This window comes from Tabrizicola sp. T46, assembly GCF_057219895.1.
Genome location: NZ_JBXVVV010000004.1, coordinates 107,413 through 126,590, shown reverse-complemented (window position 1 = coordinate 126,590; position 19,178 = coordinate 107,413). Strand labels below are relative to the sequence as shown.

At 66.6% G+C, this 19,178-nt stretch carries 16 protein-coding genes; 7 read left to right on the top strand and 9 right to left on the bottom strand.

All coding sequences use genetic code 11. The features are described 5' to 3' along the window. Positions 1–161: 161 nt before the first annotated feature. From purD to AC2D9V_RS16115, 3 genes are all read left to right on the top strand, one after another. Positions 162–1,424, top strand: a complete 1,263-nt coding sequence (gene purD, locus AC2D9V_RS16125) for a phosphoribosylamine--glycine ligase (protein WP_484715126.1) — start codon at positions 162–164, stop codon at positions 1,422–1,424. 142 nt (positions 1,425–1,566) lie between these two features. Then, positions 1,567–3,603 (top strand): PhoX family protein, encoded by a 2,037-nt coding sequence (locus AC2D9V_RS16120; protein WP_484715125.1) that lies wholly within the window; start codon positions 1,567–1,569, stop codon positions 3,601–3,603. A gap of 96 nt (positions 3,604–3,699) precedes the next feature. Further along, a complete protein-coding gene (locus AC2D9V_RS16115) occupies positions 3,700–4,956 on the top strand; it encodes an aspartate kinase (RefSeq protein ID WP_484715124.1) in 1,257 nt (418 codons plus the stop codon). 47 nt (positions 4,957–5,003) lie between these two features. Here the strand turns inward: AC2D9V_RS16115 and AC2D9V_RS16110 are convergent, their stop codons facing one another. Then, positions 5,004–5,405: a hypothetical protein gene (locus tag AC2D9V_RS16110; protein ID WP_484715123.1), complete on the bottom strand. Its 402-nt coding sequence runs from the start codon at positions 5,403–5,405 to the stop codon at positions 5,004–5,006. 207 nt (positions 5,406–5,612) lie between these two features. Further along, positions 5,613–5,945, bottom strand: a complete 333-nt coding sequence (locus AC2D9V_RS16105; protein WP_484715122.1) for a GYD domain-containing protein — start codon at positions 5,943–5,945, stop codon at positions 5,613–5,615. A 389-nt stretch (positions 5,946–6,334) separates the two neighbouring features. Here AC2D9V_RS16105 and ptsP point away from each other — a divergent pair, with 389 nt between their 5' ends. Further along, positions 6,335–8,578, top strand: coding sequence for a phosphoenolpyruvate--protein phosphotransferase (gene ptsP, locus AC2D9V_RS16100; RefSeq protein ID WP_484715121.1), 2,244 nt, complete (start codon positions 6,335–6,337; stop codon positions 8,576–8,578). Positions 8,579–8,602: 24 nt separating this feature from the next. On the opposite strand, the gene AC2D9V_RS16095 is transcribed toward ptsP, so the two are convergent. Next, the gene (locus AC2D9V_RS16095; RefSeq protein ID WP_484715120.1) at positions 8,603–10,084 is read right to left on the bottom strand and encodes a DUF1254 domain-containing protein; all 1,482 of its coding nucleotides are present in this window, start codon (positions 10,082–10,084) and stop codon (positions 8,603–8,605) included. A 117-nt stretch (positions 10,085–10,201) separates the two neighbouring features. Here AC2D9V_RS16095 and AC2D9V_RS16090 point away from each other — a divergent pair, with 117 nt between their 5' ends. Then, positions 10,202–11,134 (top strand): LysR family transcriptional regulator, encoded by a 933-nt coding sequence (locus AC2D9V_RS16090; protein ID WP_484715119.1) that lies wholly within the window; start codon positions 10,202–10,204, stop codon positions 11,132–11,134. A gap of 113 nt (positions 11,135–11,247) precedes the next feature. Here AC2D9V_RS16090 and AC2D9V_RS16085 read toward each other — a convergent pair whose 3' ends face one another. From AC2D9V_RS16085 to AC2D9V_RS16075, 3 genes are all read right to left on the bottom strand, one after another. Further along, a complete protein-coding gene (locus AC2D9V_RS16085; protein ID WP_484715118.1) occupies positions 11,248–12,708 on the bottom strand; it encodes an AMP-binding protein in 1,461 nt (486 codons plus the stop codon). A gap of 89 nt (positions 12,709–12,797) precedes the next feature. Further along, a complete protein-coding gene (locus AC2D9V_RS16080; RefSeq protein ID WP_484715117.1) occupies positions 12,798–13,550 on the bottom strand; it encodes an EcsC family protein in 753 nt (250 codons plus the stop codon). 40 nt (positions 13,551–13,590) lie between these two features. Next, positions 13,591–14,076: a GNAT family N-acetyltransferase gene (locus AC2D9V_RS16075; RefSeq protein ID WP_484715116.1), complete on the bottom strand. Its 486-nt coding sequence runs from the start codon at positions 14,074–14,076 to the stop codon at positions 13,591–13,593. Positions 14,077–14,154: 78 nt separating this feature from the next. On the opposite strand from AC2D9V_RS16075, the gene AC2D9V_RS16070 reads away from it, so the two are divergent. Further along, a complete protein-coding gene (locus tag AC2D9V_RS16070; protein ID WP_484715115.1) occupies positions 14,155–14,724 on the top strand; it encodes a flavin reductase family protein in 570 nt (189 codons plus the stop codon). Positions 14,725–14,730: 6 nt separating this feature from the next. On the opposite strand, the gene AC2D9V_RS16065 is transcribed toward AC2D9V_RS16070, so the two are convergent. The 3 genes from AC2D9V_RS16065 to AC2D9V_RS16055 all read right to left on the bottom strand — a co-directional run bounded on the left by AC2D9V_RS16065 (position 14,731) and on the right by AC2D9V_RS16055 (position 17,906). Next, positions 14,731–16,416, bottom strand: a complete 1,686-nt coding sequence (locus tag AC2D9V_RS16065) for a thiamine pyrophosphate-dependent enzyme (protein WP_484715114.1) — start codon at positions 16,414–16,416, stop codon at positions 14,731–14,733. A gap of 83 nt (positions 16,417–16,499) precedes the next feature. Further along, positions 16,500–16,985, bottom strand: coding sequence for a hypothetical protein (locus AC2D9V_RS16060; protein WP_484715113.1), 486 nt, complete (start codon positions 16,983–16,985; stop codon positions 16,500–16,502). A 108-nt stretch (positions 16,986–17,093) separates the two neighbouring features. After that, positions 17,094–17,906 carry a sugar phosphate isomerase/epimerase family protein gene (locus AC2D9V_RS16055; RefSeq protein ID WP_484715112.1) on the bottom strand — a complete coding sequence of 271 codons (813 nt, stop codon included), beginning with the start codon at positions 17,904–17,906 and terminating at the stop codon, positions 17,094–17,096. Between the two features lie 191 nt (positions 17,907–18,097). Here AC2D9V_RS16055 and AC2D9V_RS16050 point away from each other — a divergent pair, with 191 nt between their 5' ends. Further along, positions 18,098–19,135, top strand: a complete 1,038-nt coding sequence (locus AC2D9V_RS16050) for a rhamnose ABC transporter substrate-binding protein (RefSeq protein WP_484715111.1) — start codon at positions 18,098–18,100, stop codon at positions 19,133–19,135. The last annotated feature ends 43 nt before the right edge of the window (positions 19,136–19,178 follow it).

Here is a 19,178-nt window from a genome sequence, read left to right as displayed (position 1 = left end):
TAGGCCCGACGTTGCCGCAGGGAAAGATGCGGATTTTTCGAAAACTCCGCTTCGGACCCTTCAAAGGGTCCGGTCCGATTTCTTCGAGGAAATCGGCGGGGCTTGCCAGCCGAAGCGCCCGTCCCTATCAGGCAGACAACCTTGCAACAGGGGCGGCTTACATGAACATCCTCATCCTCGGCTCGGGTGGCCGCGAACATGCTCTCGCCTGGGCGGTGAAGCAGAACCCCAAGACCGACCGGCTGATCGTCGCCCCCGGCAATGCGGGGATCGCGATGCTGGCGGAATGCGCCGAGATCGACATTCTGGACGGGGCCACGGTCGTCAGCTTCTGCGAAGAGAACGCCATCGACTTCGTGATCGTCGGACCCGAGGCGCCACTCGCCGCCGGGGTGGCCGATGCGACACGTGCGGCGGGGCTGCTGACCTTCGGCCCTTCGGCAGCTGCGGCGCGGCTGGAGGCCTCGAAGGCTTTCACCAAGGAGGTCTGCGACGCCTGCGCCGCCCCCACCGCCGCCTGGGCCCGTTTCACCGATCCGACCCAAGCCAAGGACTATATCCGCCGCATGGGCGCGCCAATTGTCGTCAAGGCAGACGGGTTGGCAGCAGGCAAAGGCGTGATTGTCGCCATGACGGAAACAGAAGCCCTTTCGGCCATCGACGACATCCTCGGCGGTGCCTTCGGAGCTGCCGGGGCCGAAGTGGTGATCGAAGAATTCATGGAGGGCGAGGAGGCGAGCCTTTTTGTCCTGACCGACGGCACCCATGCCCGGCCCGTCGGCACGGCGCAGGACCACAAGCGGGTGGGCGACGGCGACACCGGGCCGAACACGGGCGGGATGGGGGCCTATTCGCCGGCCCCGGTGCTGACACCTAAGATCGAAGCGCAAGCGATGGACGAGATCGTCCTTCCGACGATCGCCGAGATGGCGCGGCGCGGCACGCCCTATTCGGGCGTCCTTTACGCGGGGCTGATGATCAAGGACGGCCGCGCCCGGCTGGTCGAATACAACGCCCGTTTCGGCGACCCCGAGACGCAGGTCCTGATGATGCGGCTCGGGGCGCAGGCGCTGGACCTGATGCTGGCCACTGCCGAGGGGCGGCTGGACAAGGCACAGGTCAACTGGGCCGATGACCATGCGCTGACCGTGGTCATGGCCGCAACGGGGTATCCCGGGGCCTATGCCAAGGGGAGCCAGATCCGCGGGCTGGAGGAGCTGCCCGAGGACAGCCGCCACATGGTCTTTCACGCCGGCACCGCCGCCCGCGACGCGCAGATCATCGCCAGCGGCGGCAGGGTCCTGAACGTGACCGCAAGAGGGGCCACCTTGCGCGAGGCGCGGGATGCCGCCTATGCGATGGTCGACAGAATCGACTGGCCGGGTGGGTTCTGCCGCCGCGACATCGGCTGGCGGGCGCTTTGACTTCCGGCTGTCACCAAACCATCAAACCATCGCAATACGCCCGACTCCATCCGTCGCCACCGTCCGTCCCGGGGGTGCCACCAGCCGTCCGCAAACCGGGCGCTGCCCCTTGTCCCAGCAATCCCTCGCGATGGAGCAAGGCATGAAAGACTACGAGAACGACTATTCCGACTTCCGCAAGACCCCGTTCTACGAGCATGGCGACGAGGTTCCCTCGAACCGTTCCGCCAACCCCACGATGTATGACGTGATCGAGGCCCGCGCCTCGCGCCGGGGGTTCATGGTCGGCGGGCTTGCCGCCATAGCCACCGGGCTTTTCGGCACCGCCATCACCGCCCGCAGCGCTCTGGCACAGACCACCGCGGCTTCAGGTCTTCTCGGCTTCACGCCCGTGCCTCTGTCGAAGGACGACACGGTGGTCGTCCCCGAAGGATACAAGGTCCAGATCCTCGCGCCCTGGGGCACGCCCCTGACCGGCGACATGCCCGCCTTCGTTTCTGGCGGCAACAGCGGGGCCGAGCAGGGCATGCAGGTCGGGATGCACCATGACGGGATGCATTACTATGGCATCGACGGGTCTTCGACCGACGGGCTTCTGGTCTTCAACCACGAATACATCGAGCCGCGCTTCCTGCATGCCGCGAAATGGGCGGGCCAGGCGCTGGACAGCGACATGGTCGTCTTCGCCGCCGACGGCAGCCGGAACGCCGACGAGGTCCTGAAGGAAATCAATGCCCACGGCGTCTCGATCGCGCGCATCCAGCGCGGGTCGGACGGGCAGTGGGCGATCGTGGCCGACCCGCTGAACCGCCGCATCACCGGGCTGACGGAGATGACCTTCTCCGGCCCCGCCGCCGGGTCGGCGCATCTGGTGACGAAGTATTCGCCCGACGGGACGCGCACGCGCGGCACGCTGAACAACTGCGCCCACGGCGTCACGCCCTGGAACACGTACATGACGGCGGAAGAGAACTGGGCCGGCTATTTCGTCAACGCCGATGCCGAAATGCCGCGCGAGCAGAAGCGCTATGGCGTGTCGGCCGAAGAGTCACGCTACGGCTGGGAAAAGGCTGCCGGCGCGCCGGACGAGTTCGTCCGCTTCAACGCCGCCGCAATCGGGGCGAGCGCGACGGAAGACTACCGCAACGAGCCGAACGGCTTCGGCTGGCTGGTGGAGTTCGACCCCTTCGATCCGGCCTCGGTTCCGGTCAAGCGCACGCATCTCGGCCGTTTCGCGCATGAGGGGATCGTCTTTGCCCCCGCAATCGCCGGGAAACCGGTCGTCTGCTATTCGGGCGACGACAGCCGCTTCGAGTACATCTACAAGTTCGTCTCGGCGGCGGCATATGACCCGGCCACCGCGTCGGGCGCGCTTCTCGACGAGGGCACGCTCTACGTCGCGAAGTTCAACGACGACGGCACCGGCGAATGGCTGGCGCTCGCCCCGGGTCAGAACGGTCTGACCCCGGAGAACGGCTTTGCCGACCTGGCCGACATCCTCGTCAACACCCGCGCCGCCGCCGATCAGGCCGGAGCGACGAAGATGGACCGCCCGGAATGGGGCACGGTCGATCCGAACTCGGGCGAGGTCTACTTCACGCTGACCAACAACAACCGCCGCGACATGACCCAGATCGACGCGGTGAACCCGCGGGCCGAGAACAACTTCGGCCAGATCGTGCGGTGGAGCTATGAGGGCGGTGACCATGCGCTGCCGACCTTTGCCTGGAACCTCTTCGTCATCGCCGGCACTCCGCGCAACTCGCTGGTCTTCAACGGCGAGGTCCTGGGCGACGACAGCACCTTTGCCTGCCCGGACGGCCTCTGGTGCGACGCGCAGTCGCGGCTCTGGATCCAGACTGATATGGGCGACATCGGGCCGAACCAGGAGGGCCCGCTGGAGCCCTTCGGGATGAATGCTATGCTGGCGGCGGACCCCAAGACCGGCGAGATCCGTCGGTTCCTGACCGGACCCTGGGGGCAGGAGATCACGGGCGTGATCGCCACGCCGGACGGGACGACGATGTTCGTGAACGTCCAGCATCCCGGCGGCCATGCCACGGCCGAGGAGTTCGCGGCCGGCACCTTTGGCTCGGGCTTCCCGGACTACAACGGCACGGTCCCGCGTTCGGCCACGCTGGTCATCACCCGCGACGACGGCGGCGTGATCGGGGCCTGATGACGTTGAGGGGTGGGCAGCATTGCCCGCCCCTTCCCCCCCTTGCACGCATCCCTCCCCCCGCATAAGAACCGCGCGTCAACACGCGGGGGGAAGATGCCGCTACTGGTGATGAAATTCGGCGGGACATCCGTGGCGGACCTCGCGCGGATCGAGAACGCCGCGAAGAAGGTGCAGCAGGAGGTCGAGCGCGGCTATGACGTGATCGTCATCGTCAGCGCCATGTCGGGCAAGACGAACGAGCTTGTGGGCTGGGTCGAGACCACCTCGAAGCTTTACGACGCGCGTGAGTATGACGCGGTCGTCTCGTCGGGCGAGAATGTTACCGCCGGGCTAATGGCGCTGCGGCTGCAGGAGATGGGCATCCCCGCCCGGTCCTGGCAGGGCTGGCAGGTGCCGATCAACACCACCTCGGCCCATGGCGCGGCGCGGTTCGTGTCGATCCCGCGCGAGCATATCGACGCGAAGTTTGCGGAAGGCTTCAAGGTCGCGGTGGTCGCGGGCTTTCAGGGCCTGTCGCCCGAGGGCCGGATCACCACGCTGGGCCGGGGCGGCAGCGACACCACCGCCGTTGCCTTTGCCGCCGCCTTCGGGGCCGAACGCTGCGACATCTACACCGATGTCGATGGCGTCTACACCACTGACCCGCGGATCAGCCCGAAGGCCCGCAAGCTGGACAAGATCGCCTTCGAGGAGATGCTGGAGCTTGCCTCGCTGGGTGCCAAGGTGCTGCAGACCCGCTCGGTGGAACTGGCGATGCGCTACAAGGTGCGGCTCCGCGTCGTGTCGTCCTTCGAAGAGGTCGACGAAAACTCTGGAACCCTGGTCTGCGACGAGGATGAAATCATGGAATCGAAAGTTGTGTCCGGCGTCGCCTACAGCCGCGACGAGGCGAAGATGACCCTTCTGAAGGTCGAGGACCGGCCGGGCGTTGCCGCCGCGATCTTCGGTGCCCTGGCCGATGCGGGCGTGAACGTGGACATGATCGTCCAGAACATCAGCGAGCAGGACGATCCGGGCGACAAGCGCGCCCATACCGACATGACCTTCAGCCTGCCGACAAACCAGGTCGATCGGGCGAAGAAGGCGATCGACGAGGCTTCGGCGGCGGGCAAGTTCGTGTTCTCGGACCTCGTGACCGACACGGATGTCGCCAAGGTTTCGGTCGTGGGCATCGGGATGCGGTCACAGGTCGGCGTGGCGGCCAAGATGTTCGCGGCGCTGGCGGCCGAGAATGTGAACATCAAGGTCATCACGACCTCCGAGATCAAGATCTCGGTCCTGATCGACCGGAAGTACATGGAACTGGCCGTGCAGGCGCTGCACGACACGTTCGAGCTGGAAAAAGCCTGACCGGAAGGGTCCCGTGCCGCCCCTGCGGGCTGCACGGGTGGTGCAGGTTACTGGATCGACAGGTCGATGCGGAACCCGGACGTCTTTCCTGAATCCTCGTCGTCGCCCATGTGATAGACGCGGATCGAATAGGTTCCGCTCTCGGGCAGGGTGACCGTGGTGGTGTTGCCGTCAATCGAGCTGTTGTAGATCGCTTCGCCGCTGCTGCCCGGGGGAAGGACGTTGTAATACACCGCACCGCTTCCGTTGCTTGCCTCGACGACCAGATCGATGAACATCTTCTGGCCCTTCTTCGCCCCGAGCCGATAGTCGATGTATTCGTCCCCGATGATCGTCCCGTTGACCATCGTACCAAAATTTCCGGGCTCGAACTTCACGTCCGACACGGTTTGCGCCAGCGCGGGAATTGCCAGAGCTGCCACCAAAACTGTCAGGGTCGCCTTCCACATCTCCGTCACCTCTCTCTGAGCCAGAGCCCTGGTCCAATGGCCGACTCTGATCCGATGTAACGCTCAAATCCGTGTGTCGGACAAGGCATATGTGTCGGCGGGCATCGCCGCCTGGCCCGCGGCGGGTCGCAAGCCGGCCATCGTCTGGTCGGCGTCGCGTGCAGCGGGCCCAAACCTCTGCCCGCTGCACCGGCCTTAGGGACGTCCTCAGCCCATCGGCGGCTTATAGGCACCCGTGACCTTGCCCGCCATTGCCATGGCGGCCGCGGCATCCGCCGAGGTCATCAGCTTGACGGTGGATGATTTCGACACCGTCCCGGCCGAGGCGACCGCCGCTGCCCCGGCCATCATCATCTTGTCATCCGGCCCTTCGATCAGGCAGATGACATCCCATTCCCCGAACGCGAAGAACATGTGGTGGAGCTTTCCACCCAGTGCCTCGATCAGCTTGCGCGCTGCGGCTTCGCGGTCGCTTGGACTTGCGACCAAGGCCCTGATCGCTTCTTTCGAATAGGCCAGCTGGTAAAGATAGAATGACATTCTGACTCTCCCTCGTGGTTTGAACCCGTGCTGACTTCGTCCTGGGCTGTTTCCCGGCTTTCGGAAAACAGTCTGGGCGCTGATCGACAGGTGCCTCGACCTTTCTTGGTCAAGCGAGGTTGACGCGGGAAAGTGTGCGCCTCTGTCCGTTCTTCGTCGAGCGTTCGTTTCCGGATTCCACCTGATCCGGGACCTTTTCAAGGGACCGTTTCCACCCTGGCATTCCACCGGCCCCGGAATGAACAACCCTGCATTGCAGCGCCTGGTGCTGCCCAGCGATCGGGCACCGAAGCCTGACCACGCGCGGGCCGTCCCGGAGCGGCGGCATTTCCCTTCCCCCCCGCCTCATCCATCGCCTATAGAGAGGGCATGACGCGAAGGACCCCGTGATGCCCGACCGCAGCGAAAGCGACAGCCGCAAGCTTCTGCGCCGTCTGCGCGACACCCTTGCCGTGCCGGGCAAGGGGCAGGACCGGCTGGACCAGATCACTCATCTGATCGCCGACAGCATGCGGACCGAGGTCTGCAGCATCTACCTGTTCCGCGACCCCGAAACGCTGGAACTGTGCGCGACCCAAGGTCTGAAGAAGGAGGCCGTCCACAAGACGCGGATGAAGCTGGGCGAAGGCCTGGTGGGGCGCGTGGCGCGGACGGGGATGCCGGTGAACACCGCCGACGCGCCGTCTGAAAAGGGTTTTCGTTACATGCCCGAGACGGGGGAGGAACTGTTCTCCTCGTTCCTTGGCGTGCCGATCCAGCGGGTGGGCGAAAAGCTGGGCGTTCTTGTCGTCCAGTCCAAGATCGCCCGGCAGTTCTCGGAGGACGACATCTACGCGCTGGATGTCGTCGCCATGGTGCTGGCCGAGATGACCGAGCTTGGCGCCTTCACCGGCGACGAGGGCGGGATGCGGGCCTTGCACAAGCAGCCGGTGATGCTGCGCGGCACCAGTGGCCAGGAAGGTGCGGCGGAAGGCCGGGTCTGGCTGCACGAGCCCCGCGTCGTCATCACCAACCCCGTCGCCGACGACCCCCTGACCGAGATCGACCGCATCCGCGCCGCGGTGGGGGAACTACGCGTCTCGATCGACGACCTTCTGGAGGCCGAACAGCTCGACAAGGACCAGAAGCAGGTGCTTGAGGCCTACCGGATGTTCGCCCATTCGCGCGGCTGGCTGCGGCGGATGGAGGAAGACATCATGCGCGGCCTGTCGGCCGAGGCGGCGGTGGAAAAGGAACAATCCGCCGCCCGTGCGCGGCTGGAACAGGTGCCGGACGCCTATCTGCGCGAACGGCTGTCGGACCTGGACGACCTCTCCAACCGCCTTTTGCGCATACTGACCGGACAGGGCAAGGACACCGGGGCCGAGATGCCGGAGAACCCTGTCCTCGTCGCGCGCAACATCGGGCCGGGCGAGCTTCTGGACTATGGCCGCAAGCTGAAGGGTGTGGTCCTGGACGAAGGCTCGGTCGGCAGTCACGCGGCGGTCGTCGCGCGGGCGCTGGCGATCCCGCTGGTGATCTCGACCGAACGCATCACCGCCGAGGCGCTGAACGGCGACCCGATCCTCGTCGACGGCGACCAGGGGATCGTCCACCTGCGCCCCGAGGAAACCGTCGCCCGCGCCTTCCGCGACAAGATCGCCATGCAGGCCGAGGCGCAGAAGCGTTATGCAAGCCTGCGCGCCCTGCCGGCGACGGCGAAATGCGGCTCGACGGTTGCCCTGCACATGAATGCAGGGCTGATGGCCGACCTGCCGAGCCTTGAGGGGTCCGGGGCGGAAGGCGTGGGCCTTTTCCGGACCGAGCTTCAGTTCCTTGTCCGCTCACGCATGCCGCAGCGGGCAGAGCTTGCGCGCCTTTACGCCCGGGTGATGGACGCGGCGAAGGGCAAGCGCGTGGCGTTCCGCACGCTCGACATCGGGTCGGACAAGGTCCTGCCCTACATGAAGCCGCCCGAAGAGCCGAACCCGGCGATGGGCTGGCGGGCCATCCGCGTCGGCCTCGACAAGCCTGGTGTCCTTCGGATGCAGCTTCAGGCGCTGATCCGGGCGGCGAACGGGCGGCCCCTGACGATCATGTTCCCGCTGATCACCGAGATGAGCGAATTCCAGGCCGCCCGCGCCCATGCCCTGCGCGAGCTTCACCGGGAAAAATCGCTGGGCCACCCGGTGCCCGAGCGGATCGAGATCGGCGCGATGATGGAGACGCCAAGCCTCGCCTTTGCGCCGCGGGCCTTCTACGAGCTGACGGATTTCATCAGTATCGGCGGCAATGACCTGAAGCAGTTCTTCTTCGCCGCCGATCGCGAGAATGAGCTGGTCCGCCGCCGCTATGACACGCTGAACCTGAGCTTCCTTGGGTTCCTGGAACAGATCGTCGCCCGCTGCGCCGAGACGGAGACCCCCCTCTCCTTCTGCGGCGAGGATGCCGGCCGCCCGATCGAGGCGCTGGCGCTTGCGGCCATCGGGTTCCGCACCCTTTCGATGCGCCCTGCCTCGGTCGGCCCGGTCAAGGCGCTTCTGCGCCGGGTGAACCTCGACGAGGCGCGGGCGGTGATAGACCGGGCGCGGGCCGAAGGGGCGGAAAGCGCCCGGCCGATGCTGATGGACTGGCTCGCGACGCAGGGGGAATGAGTCGCCAAGGCCGGGGTACCCGCGTCACTCCAGCCTTTGGATGTCGTTCAGCTGCCAGCTCTTGTCGAAATAGGCTTCGGTCGCGCCGTAGAAGCGGAAGTACGGGAACCAGCCCTTGCCGGGGTTGGTCTGGATCCAGTTCGTGGCGTCCACCGGGCGCTCTGGCCCGAAGTAGATGTCGACCGAACCGTCCGCGTTCGTTACCAGCCCCTCGCTGCGCGAGCTTAGGTCGGCAGCCCCCTGCGGCGTGACCAGGGGGCCGCGCGTCACGTTGTCGTAAAGCGTGATCGACCAGAACTGCCTGACCGGCGGGTTCGGCTCTACCCGCATGCGGTAGGTGGCTCCCCCGTCCAGCCAGTTGCCCTCGCTGTCCTTGGACGCCTCAAGGTAAACCTGCCCGAAGCCCACGATACGGCCCTGCATGCCCACAGACATGCCGACAGCCTCGTAGAACCAGGACGACCGCTCGTCGAACTGCACACGGCTCGCGTCAGGCGTCTCCTGATAAAGATCGAACATGACCGCGTATTCCCAGTGTTTGCCGGGATAGACGGTCGCTCCGGGGAAGCGCTTGTCGAAGGCGACGGTGCGCGCCATCAACTCGCCCACCTTTGCCGCCTCGGTCAGGATGCGCGCCTGCCTCTCGTCGGGCGCAAAGGGCTGGCCCGGCACGATGCCCAGCGGTGCCAGCATGCCGAACATCGTCCGGTCGCGCGGTGCGACCGGCTCGTCGGCGTAAAGCTCGGCCAGAAGCCGCCAGTAGTCCAGCGTGTCGGGTTGCGCCGACTGCCAGGGGCGACCCGCAACATCCGAAAAGCTCGTCTGGGGCGGGTTGTCACGCTGGTCCCAGGAATAGATGCGGAAGCCGCGAAGGGTGGCTTCTGCTTTCGCCTTGTCGGGATCAAGGCCGCGCGTCGCAAACCAGAGCTGGTTCGACGTGGCCCGGTACACGAGGTAGCCCGGTGCTTCGACCTCTGGTCCGCCGGGGGGCAGGATCAGATACCTGGCCCCCTCACCCTTGTCAGGGCCGGTCTGGCCGATATCGGTCACGGGCTGCTGCCAGATGTCGAGGACCCCCCCGGCCGTCAGGCCAGCGGGCGCTTCGATCACCATCGGGCCCTGCTTCGCCATATCCCAGTACGAAAATGCATAGAGGGTTGTGATGTTAGGCGTCAGCATGCCCGCCTTGTCCGCCAGTGTGCGGTAGAACAGGATATCCCCGTTCGGGGTGCCAAGCTGCTTTGCCTGGGCGTCGTAAAGCGCCTTGAACCCGACCGCAGGCAGCGCCCAGAGATAGGCCTGCGTGGCGCGGTGAAAGTCCATCTGGTCGTACAGCAGTTCCGCGGTTGCCGGGCTGGGGTAGCCGTTCTGCAGCTCAAGGTCGCCAAGCCAGCTTGGGATAGTGGTGGTTTCGGCAAGCGTGGTGCTTGGAACGGTGAGCGACAAAAGCCCGGCGGCTACCGTTGACGCCAAAAGCCTGCTCAGGGTCTTCGGGTAGATGCGCATCGCTGGTCCCTTTCCATTTCGCCGACGAAATCGGGGCGTTCTTCGCGGCGGCAGTACTTGCCGGGGTGATACGGGACAACTAGGCTACCGATACGGCGCACGTATCGGTGGTTTCGCATGCTGGACCGACTGAGGGCGGCCATTGTCCTGGCCGATACGCATACCTTCCACGGCGCCGCCAAAGTCCTGGGGATGAGCCAGCCGCAGCTGACCCGGATCATCAAGGCGCTTGAGCAGGAACTGGGCGTCATTCTCTTTGACCGCGGCCCGAAGGGCGTGACCCTGACGCCGCAGGGGCAATCCACGCTGGAAGAGGCGCGCAATCTCTTGCGTGCCGAGGCGCAATTCAAGCGCAGCATCACCGACCTTCAGTCCCAGACGACACGGCTGACCGTCGGGGTCGGGGCCTATATCGCGCAGTCCTGGGCCGGTGCCGCACTGATCGCCCTGGCCAGACGCACCGGGGTGGCGGTCAGCCTGCGCGACCTTGACTGGTGGCGGCTCGGCGAGGCGGTCCTGAACGGCGAAGCCGAGCTTTGTGTCGGAGAGCTGACCGAGGCAGAGCGACACCCGCACCTGAAGACAGAGGTGTTGCGGGAGAGGACGGGCCTCTTCGTCGTGCGGCGGGACCATGACCTTGCCGGGCGGCGCGAAATCGGTCTGACCGATCTGGCGTCCTATCCGCTTGCGGCCCCAAGGGCACCCAGCCGGATGGCCCAGGTCCTGCCGGCTGTCAGCGCGATGGGGCGGCTGTCCGAGGACGGACGCTTCTTCCTGCCAGCGATCGAATGTTCCGTCCCGCGCTCGGTGATCGACGTCGTGGGCTCATCGGATGCCGTCGCGATGATCCTGCCCGAGTTCTGCAGCGAGCAGCTCGCAACGGGAGAGTTCGTTGCCCTGCCCTTCCGGCCACCCTGGCTGCGGACGCGGCAGGGCCAGATCTACCGGCGTGACACGCCCCTTTCAGAGATCGGCGCGCGGTTCCGCCTGGCCGCCAAGATCGCAGAACGCGCCCATTTCCGGCGGGTTCAGGCTTTGGAGGCCGGGTAACGGCAGGCTCGCCCGACCGGCAGGTGGACACCTTTCCAAATCGTTAATGAAAATCCTTAAGTCCTTTTCTTAATTGCATTTTCCGAAAGTGACCACTGTGGACACTTCGGGTTTCAGACCTCGAAAAGCCCCGCATGAACCCGCCGAAGCTCGGCCTTCTGGACCTTCCCCATCGCGTTCCGGGGCAGATCGTCCATGACGATCACCCGCTTAGGGATCTTGAACGCCGCGAGCCTTTCCCGCAGCGCGCCCCGGACCGCCTCCTCCTCGACCGCTCCCACCACGCAGGCCACCACCGCCTCGCCGAAGTCAGGGTGCGGCACGCCGATCACCGCGCTGGCCCGGACTCCGGGAAGGTCATCCAGCGCCGCCTCGACCTCGGCCGGGTAGACGTTCAGCCCGCCGGTGATGACCAGGTCTTTCGCGCGGCCGAGGATCGAAAGGTAGCCATCGGCATCGAAGGCCCCGAGATCGCCGGTGATGAACCAGCCGTCCCGGAACTCTTCCGCCGTCTTTTCGGGGAGGTTCCAGTAGCCTTTGAAGACGTTCGGCCCCCGAACCTCGATCGACCCCGCCTCGCCCGCCGGGAGCACGCCCGCAGGGCCGGTGACCCGCACCTCCACCCCCGGCAGGGGCATCCCTACCGTCCCGGCCTTCCGGGCACCGTCGTAGGGGTTCGAGGTGATCATGTTCGTCTCGGTCATCCCGTAGCGTTCAAGGATCGCATGGCCCGTCCGCGCCTGCCATTCGGCGTGGGTCGCGGGCGAGAGGGGGGCCGAGCCGGAGATGAAAAGCCGCACGCCCTTGCAGGCGTCACGGGTGAGCCGGGGATCGGCGAGCAGGCGGGTGTAGAAGGTCGGGACACCCATCATGACCGATGCTTGCGGCAGTGCGGTCAGCACGGCGTCGGGGGCGAAGGAGGGAAAGAAGATCATCGAAGCGCCAGAGACCAGCACGCAGTTCGTCGCGACGAAGAGCCCGTGGGTGTGAAAGACCGGGAGCGCATGGAGAAGGACGTCATCTTCGGTGAACCGCCAGAGATCGACCAGCGTCGCCGCGTTCGAGGCAAGGTTGTCGCGGCTGAGCATCACCCCCTTCGACCGCCCGGTGGTGCCGGAGGTGTAGAGGATCGCAGCCAGATCATCGGGCTTATGCTGGGGGTCGGCGAAGGCGGGGTCCTGCGTGGCGGATGCGGCGATGAGGTCGGGCAGGCTTGCCACCCGCGCGCCGGTTGCGGCGATCTCGGCCTGCCGCGCGGCGTCGACCACGGCGAGGGCGGGTTCGGCATCGGTCAGAAAATGCCGGGTCTCGGCAACCGTGTATCCGGGGTTCACCGGCAGAAAGACGATCCCCGCGCGCAGGCAGGCGAGGTAGAGGGTCAGGACCTCGGGGCACTTTTCCACCTGCAGGAGCAGGCGGTCGCCCTTTTGAAGGCCAAGGGCCAGAAGGGTGTGGGCAAGGCGTCCCGTTGCGTCGAGGAGTTCGCCGTAGGTGGCGGGCGTGCCGCCGTTCAGCCAGGGCCGGTCAGAGCGTTCCGCCATCGCCTTGAGACGGGTGATGATGTCCTCTGGCATGGCGGCCCCCTTTTCGTCCTGCCCGGGGTTTAGCCGTGGCGGGCGGCGAACCCAAGAATTTTCGGCGAAACTTCTTGGACTTTCCCGGCTCAGGCGCGGGTGATGCGGGGGGGCGTGGTGGCGTCGCGGAAGGCGGCAAGGACGGGCTCGGTCCCGTGTGTCTCCGCAAGTTTCAGGAGGGCAAAGCGGATGCGCGCAAGCTCGCGGTAATAGGTCAGGAAGGCCGCGTTCAGCGCTGCCCCGGTGACCGCGCCGACCACCGGCACCGCCTGCGCGGCAAGCTTCTGGCCGAGGACGGCAGCCAGGCGCGGGGCGATGGCAGTGATCAGGTTCTGCACCGTCGGCCCGGTCAGCGCCAGACGCGCGGTCAGGAAGCTGGTGTTCACCCCGTCATCGCCTTCCAGCGGCGATCCCGCACCGAAGACGCGCAGGCAATCCTCGCGCACGCCAAGGGCATCCGGGTCGAAGCCGGCGGCCCGGGCCTCGGCCCGGATGGCGTTCAGGATCAGGGTCACGGTCACCGGGATTTCGGCCAGTGCCGTTGCAAGGCCCCCAGCCCCGCCAGCCGCACCCGAGACCATCACGGCAGCAAGCGGGCCTCGCTGGCCAAGATCGGGTGTCCGGGCGGCGAGGCCATAAGCGGCTTCCAGTGCGCGGGCTGTGACCACCTCGACCTGGTCACGGAATGCGGGCGGCAGGAGGTCAAGCTGGTTTTCCAGCGTGCCGCCCAGACGGTTCATCAGTTGCATCACCGGGCCGTTCGCGCGCTTGTAGCGGCGGGCAAGCGAGGTGATGGCCTCGTCAAGGCTGGGGGTTGCGACGGCGGGAAGGGTGTTCTTCATTCCCGGAATATGGCCCCGATCCGCCCCCGCGCAATGGGCGTCAGGTCGCTTTTGCGACCTTGCCGGTCACGCCAGCCCAAGCCCCGGCCTTCAGTTCCAGCCCGAGAACCCGGTCGGGGTTGGTGGGGGGCGGCATCTCGACCCCCTCGAGCTTGCGAAAGCCGAAGCGGCCGTAATAGGGCGCGTCGCCGACGAGCATCACCCGTTCCCATCCAAGGCGCCGCGCCTCGGCAAGGCTTTCGTTGATGAGAAGCGCGCCCAGCCCTTCGCCTTGGCGGGTCGGGTGGACGGCGATGGGGCCGAGGAGGAGGACGTCATGCTCGCCGATCAGCGCGGGCCAGTAGCGGATGACGGCGGCGAGCGTTCCGTCATCGTCGCGGAGCGTGAGGCACAGGGGTGCCACGGTCGGCACGCCGTCGCGCAGGCGGTACGAGGACAGCGCCGTCCGCCCGGGGGCGAAGCACAGGTCGTAAAGCGCCTCGACCTCCCACCAGTCGGCTTCGGTCTCTTCCTCAAGCCGGTACACCGCGCCCTGCCCCCGAATCTGCTTGAAGCGCGCCGTAACATGCGCACATGTCAGGATCAAATCGCGAAAGGCCCGCAGATGTTCTACCGCCCCGCCGATGGTCACGGCCTGCCACACAGCCCGTTCTCGGCCATCGTCGCCCCGCGGCCGATCGGCTGGATTTCCACCCGGTCGGCAAGCGGCGACAACCTTGCCCCCTATTCCTTCTTCAATGCCGTGGGCTACACGCCGCCGCAGGTGATGTTTGCGGGCGATTTCCGCGACAGCATGGCCAATGCGATGGAAAGCGGGGTCTTCGCGGTCAACATCGTGGCCGCCGATGCGCTGCAGGCGATGAACGCGACCTCGGCCCGGTTTCCGCACGGAACGGATGAGTTCGTCGAGGCCGGGGTCGCAAAGGCCGAATGCGTGGAGATCGACTGCCCGCGCGTGGCGGATGCGCCGGCAACGCTGGAATGCCGTGTGGTGAAGCTGGTCGAGCTTCTTGGGCCCGAGCGGATGCTACTGGGCGAGGTCGTGGGGGTTCATATCCGCGAGGACTGCCTGGTCGGGGGGCGGCTTGATTATACCCGCTATGCCCCGGCGGCGCGGCTGGGTTATCAGGACTATACCTTCGTGCGCGAGGTCGTCGCGCTGCGTCGTCCCTGAGCGGGGTCAGCCGGAGGCAGCTTGGTCGGCCTCGCGCAGCCTTGCCTCCGCCGCCGTGCGGATCTGGGTCAGGCTGGCGCGCGGGGTGAGTGCCTCGGCCGAGATGGCAAGGTCAAGGACCGCCCCGGTGGACGAGGCGACCGCGCGGTCGAAGGCGGCGGCGAAGGCCTCCGTGGTTTCCACCCGTTCGGCATGAAAGCCGTGGGCGCGGGCGAGCATGACGAAGTCCGGGTTGATCATGTCGGTCCCCGAAACGCGGCCGGGGTATTCGCGTTCCTGATGCGCGCGGATGGTGCCATAGATACCGTTGTTCAGGATCAGGATGACCGGCTGCGCGCCTTCCGCCCGCGCCGTGGCAAGTTCCTGCGCGGTCATCTGGAAGTCGCCGTCGCCGGCAAAGCAGAGGACAAGGCGGTCGGGGTGGGCGATCTTGGCGGCGATGGCGGCGGGGACACCGTAGCCCATGGCGCCCGACTGGGGGGCGAGAAGCCGCGCCTGAGACCCGTAGGCAAGGAACTTGTTCGGCCAGACGGCAAAGTTCCCTGCCCCGTTTGTGATGATCGCGTCCGGCGGCAGCACCTTTCGCAGATGGGCCGAGACGCGGCCCATGTCGACCGGCGACGGCAGCGGGGAGATGGTCAGCGAGCCAAGCCAGGCCGACCGCGCCTTTGCCCGCCAGTCAGCCCAATCCCCCCGGACCGGGCGCAGCGACCGGGCAAAGGCGTTCGGCCCGGACTGGATTGCCAGGGCGGGGCGGTAGATCTTGCCAAGCTCACCCTCGGACCCGTGAACATGGATCAGCCGTTGCGCGGGGTTCGGCACATCGAGAAGCGTGTAGCCATCCGTCGTCATCTCGCCAAAGCGGAGGTTGACGGCGAGGATGGTATCCGCCTCGCGGATCAGTTCCTTCACATGCTCGGGCATGCCGACCCCGGCTTCGCCTGCGTAGACCGGCGAGTGGTTGTCGAAGGTGTCATGCGCGCGGAACCCCACGATGACGGGGATGTCCGAGGCTTCGGCGAAGGCCTTGAAGGCGGCCTTGCCCTCGGCCTGCCAGTTGCAGCCCCCGAGCATCAGAAGCGGGCGCTTGGCGTCGGCCAGAAGGGCCAGCGCCGCGTCGACTGCCCCCTCGCCCGGTGCGGGTTCGTGGATCGTGACCAGGCTGGTCAGGGCCGGGGCGTCGGTCAGGGTGACGAGCATGTCTTCGGGCAGCGCCATCACCACCGGGCCCGGACGGCCGCTGAGCGCCGTGGTCCAGGCCCGCGACAGAAGCTCGGGGATGCGGTCGGCGCGGTCGACCTCGACCACCCATTTCGCCATCGTGCCGAAGACCGCGGGGTAGTCGAGTTCCTGGAAGGCCTCGCGCCCGGTCATGTCGGTCCCGACCTGCCCGACGAAAAGGATCATCGGCGCGGAATCCTGCATCGCGGTGTGCAGGCCGATCGAGGCGTTGGTGGCACCGGGGCCCCGGGTGACCATGCAGATCCCCGGCTGGCCGGTCAGCTTGCCCCAGGCGGCGGCCATGAAAGCGGCCCCGCCTTCGTGGCGGCAAAGGACGTAGTCAAGCTGGCCCGCCGTGTCGTGCAGCGCGTCGAGGACCGCAAGATAGCTTTCCCCCGGCACACCAAAGGCCTTCTTCGCGCCTAGCCCCACCAGGCTTTGCACCAGAAGCTGCCCGCCGCTTTGCATCATCCCGCACTCCCCCGTTTCAGGGGGGCAATCTGCATCGCTTTGCCGGAAACGGAAAGACCCGGCGGCAGGCGCCGGGTCTGCCCTCAGGGCGAGGTGGTCGTGGTGGTACCCGCGTTGCCAAGCGCCGCGGCGGCTGCATCCACCTGCGCCTGAAGAGCGGTGATCGTCTCGGCCAGCGTGGCGCGCTCGGCCTCGAGTGCGGTGGCCTTTTCGGTCATCGTGGCAAGGTCGGCCCCAAGGCTGGTGACCTGGTCGCCGAGTGCGGTCTTCTCTGCGCCAAGGGCGGTGACCTGTTCGGTCAGGGTCGTGACCTGTTCGGCCAGTGCCGCGCGTTCAGCCTCGACTGCGGCGGCGGCGGCGGTTGCGGCCTGCGTCGCGCTGGCGGCATCGGCCTTCAGCTTTTCGATCTCGGCGGCCAGGGCCGACTTTTCGCCTTCCAGCGCGGTCACGGCAGCGCCGGCGGCCGTGATCTCATTCTGCAGGCCGGTGACCTGCCGCGAGCTTTGGACGGCGAAGAAGCCAAGGATGACGACTGCCGCGATCAGGATCCAGGTCAAAAGGTTCCGCATGTTCTCCCCCCGTCATGGCGCCGTGCCGTGGCGCCTTTTGCGGACCTCACCACAACCCCCGTCGCCGCACAACAGTTTCTCGCCATGGCGATTCCGCGCGGGGCGGCCTCAAGCGATCCCAAGGGCCCGCATAGCGTCGCGCATGCGGATCGTCTCGGTCAGGACATCGTCGAAAAGGGTGTTCATGTAGGTCTGGTGGACGTATTCGACCGCCAGCCAGCCGTCGTAGCCCGCGCGCCGCAGGACGCCGACCATGGCAGCGAAGTCCAGCGTGCCTTCGCCCCATTTCGCCTGAAGGGCACCGGGGCGGGCCTGGCGCAGGTGGACATGGCCCGCATGGGGGGCCAGGGGGTCGATCGCGTCCTGCGTGAAGCCCATGCATGCGAAATGCGCGTAGTCGAGCGCAAGCTTCACTCCCGGCGCCTGGTCCAGAAGCGACAGGGTCTCGGAGGGGCTGGCGAGGATGCCGCCGACATGCGGCTCGACCGTCAGGGTCACACCCTGCCCCTGCGCGATGCCGTTGAGCGCCCGCAGCGAGGCGGCGCTGTCGGCGATCGCCTGTTCCTTCGGCCGCCCATCCACCACTCCGGGCAGGACGAAGACCGAGGGGATGCCCGCCGCTGCGGCAAAGCGGCAGACGGCGGCGAAGTCGGTCAGGTTCGGGGCCCTTGCCTCGGGGTCGGTCAGCGCCCGGTCTGAAAGCCCGTTCCCGAAAAGCCAGTAGAGGTTCGCCCCGCGGATGCCGCGCCCGGTTACGTCCCGCGCCGCCCCTTCCGGGTCGGCAAGGACCCGCGCCTTGTCGAGGGCGGGGCCGTAGAAGAGGCCGAGGTCCATTGCCTGGAACCCAAGCGCGCGGGCAATGGCCCAGGCTTCGTCCAGGCTGCAGGCCGGAAAGGACCAGCTGGTGACGGAAAGCTGCATCTGACTGGCCTTACCACTTGAGCCGTTTCCGGCGATCTTCCGCGAAGTCCGGCGCATTGCAACCCATTTTTCGGCCAGAAACCGCCCGTTCGCCAAAAGAATCGGTTGCCAGCGCAAAAGTGGTCAGGCCAATATGCCGCCATGCCGATCGGGGGAGCGATTCGGCCAACGCTCAAATGGGAGGAGCAAGAATGAACAAGCTGACCGTGTCGGCGCTGGCGCTGAGCGCTGCGCTTTGGGGAGGGATGGCCCTGGCCGAAGCCGTGAAGGCCACGCCGGGCCAGGAAGTGCCGATGGTGCTTCTGCCCAAGTTCCTGGGGATCCTGCCTTTCGACCAGGCGAACCGCGGCGCGCAGGAGGCCCATGCCGAACTGCAGAACCCGGCGGAGCTTCTTTACACCGGCCCGACGCCGGAAAACTCGGTCGCCGGCCAGATCGAGATCGTGACCAACGCAGCCTCCCAGGGCCAGAAGGTCGTGATGCTGTCGAACAACGCAGGCGACCAGATCGCCCCGGCCGCCGAGGCCGCGCAGGCAGCAGGCACCAAGGTCGTGACCTGGGACAGCCCGATCCCGTCGGGTGCGGGCGAGACTGTATTCGTCGCGCAGGTCGACTTCGGGTCCATCGGCGTGGTGATGGCCGACATGGCCCATTCGATCATGGGCGGCGAAGGCGAGTTCGCGGTCCTCTCCGCCACGCCGGACGCGGCCAACCAGAACGCCTGGATCGCCGCGATGAACGAGGCGCTGAAGGATCCGAAATACGCCAACATGAAGCTGGTGGACACCGTCTACGGCGATGACCAGTCCGAGGTCAGCTACAACCGCGCGCTTGCGCTGGTCGACAGCCACCCGAACCTGAAGCTGATCATGTCGCCCACGACCGTCGGCATCCAGGCTTCGGCCAAGGCGATGCAGGACGAGGGGCTTTGCGACAAGGTCAAGGTCTCGGGCCTTGGTCTGCCGGCCGAGATGGTCAGCTACACCATGAACGGCTGCGCGCCGGAGTTTGCGCTCTGGTCCTTCGTCGACCTCGGGTATCTGACCTATTACACCAGCTACATGCTGGCGACGGGTGCGATCACCGGCGCGGTGGGCGAGACCTTCTCCGCCGGCCGCATGGGCGACTACACGATCGAGGAAGATCCAGGCCGTCCGGGTGCAAAGCGCATCCTGATGGGGCCGTTCACGGTCTACACCAAGGACAACGTCGAGGCCGAGGCCAAGTAAGGCCTTCGGCGGCCTGGCCCCCCGCTTTTCTCCCGGGGGGCGG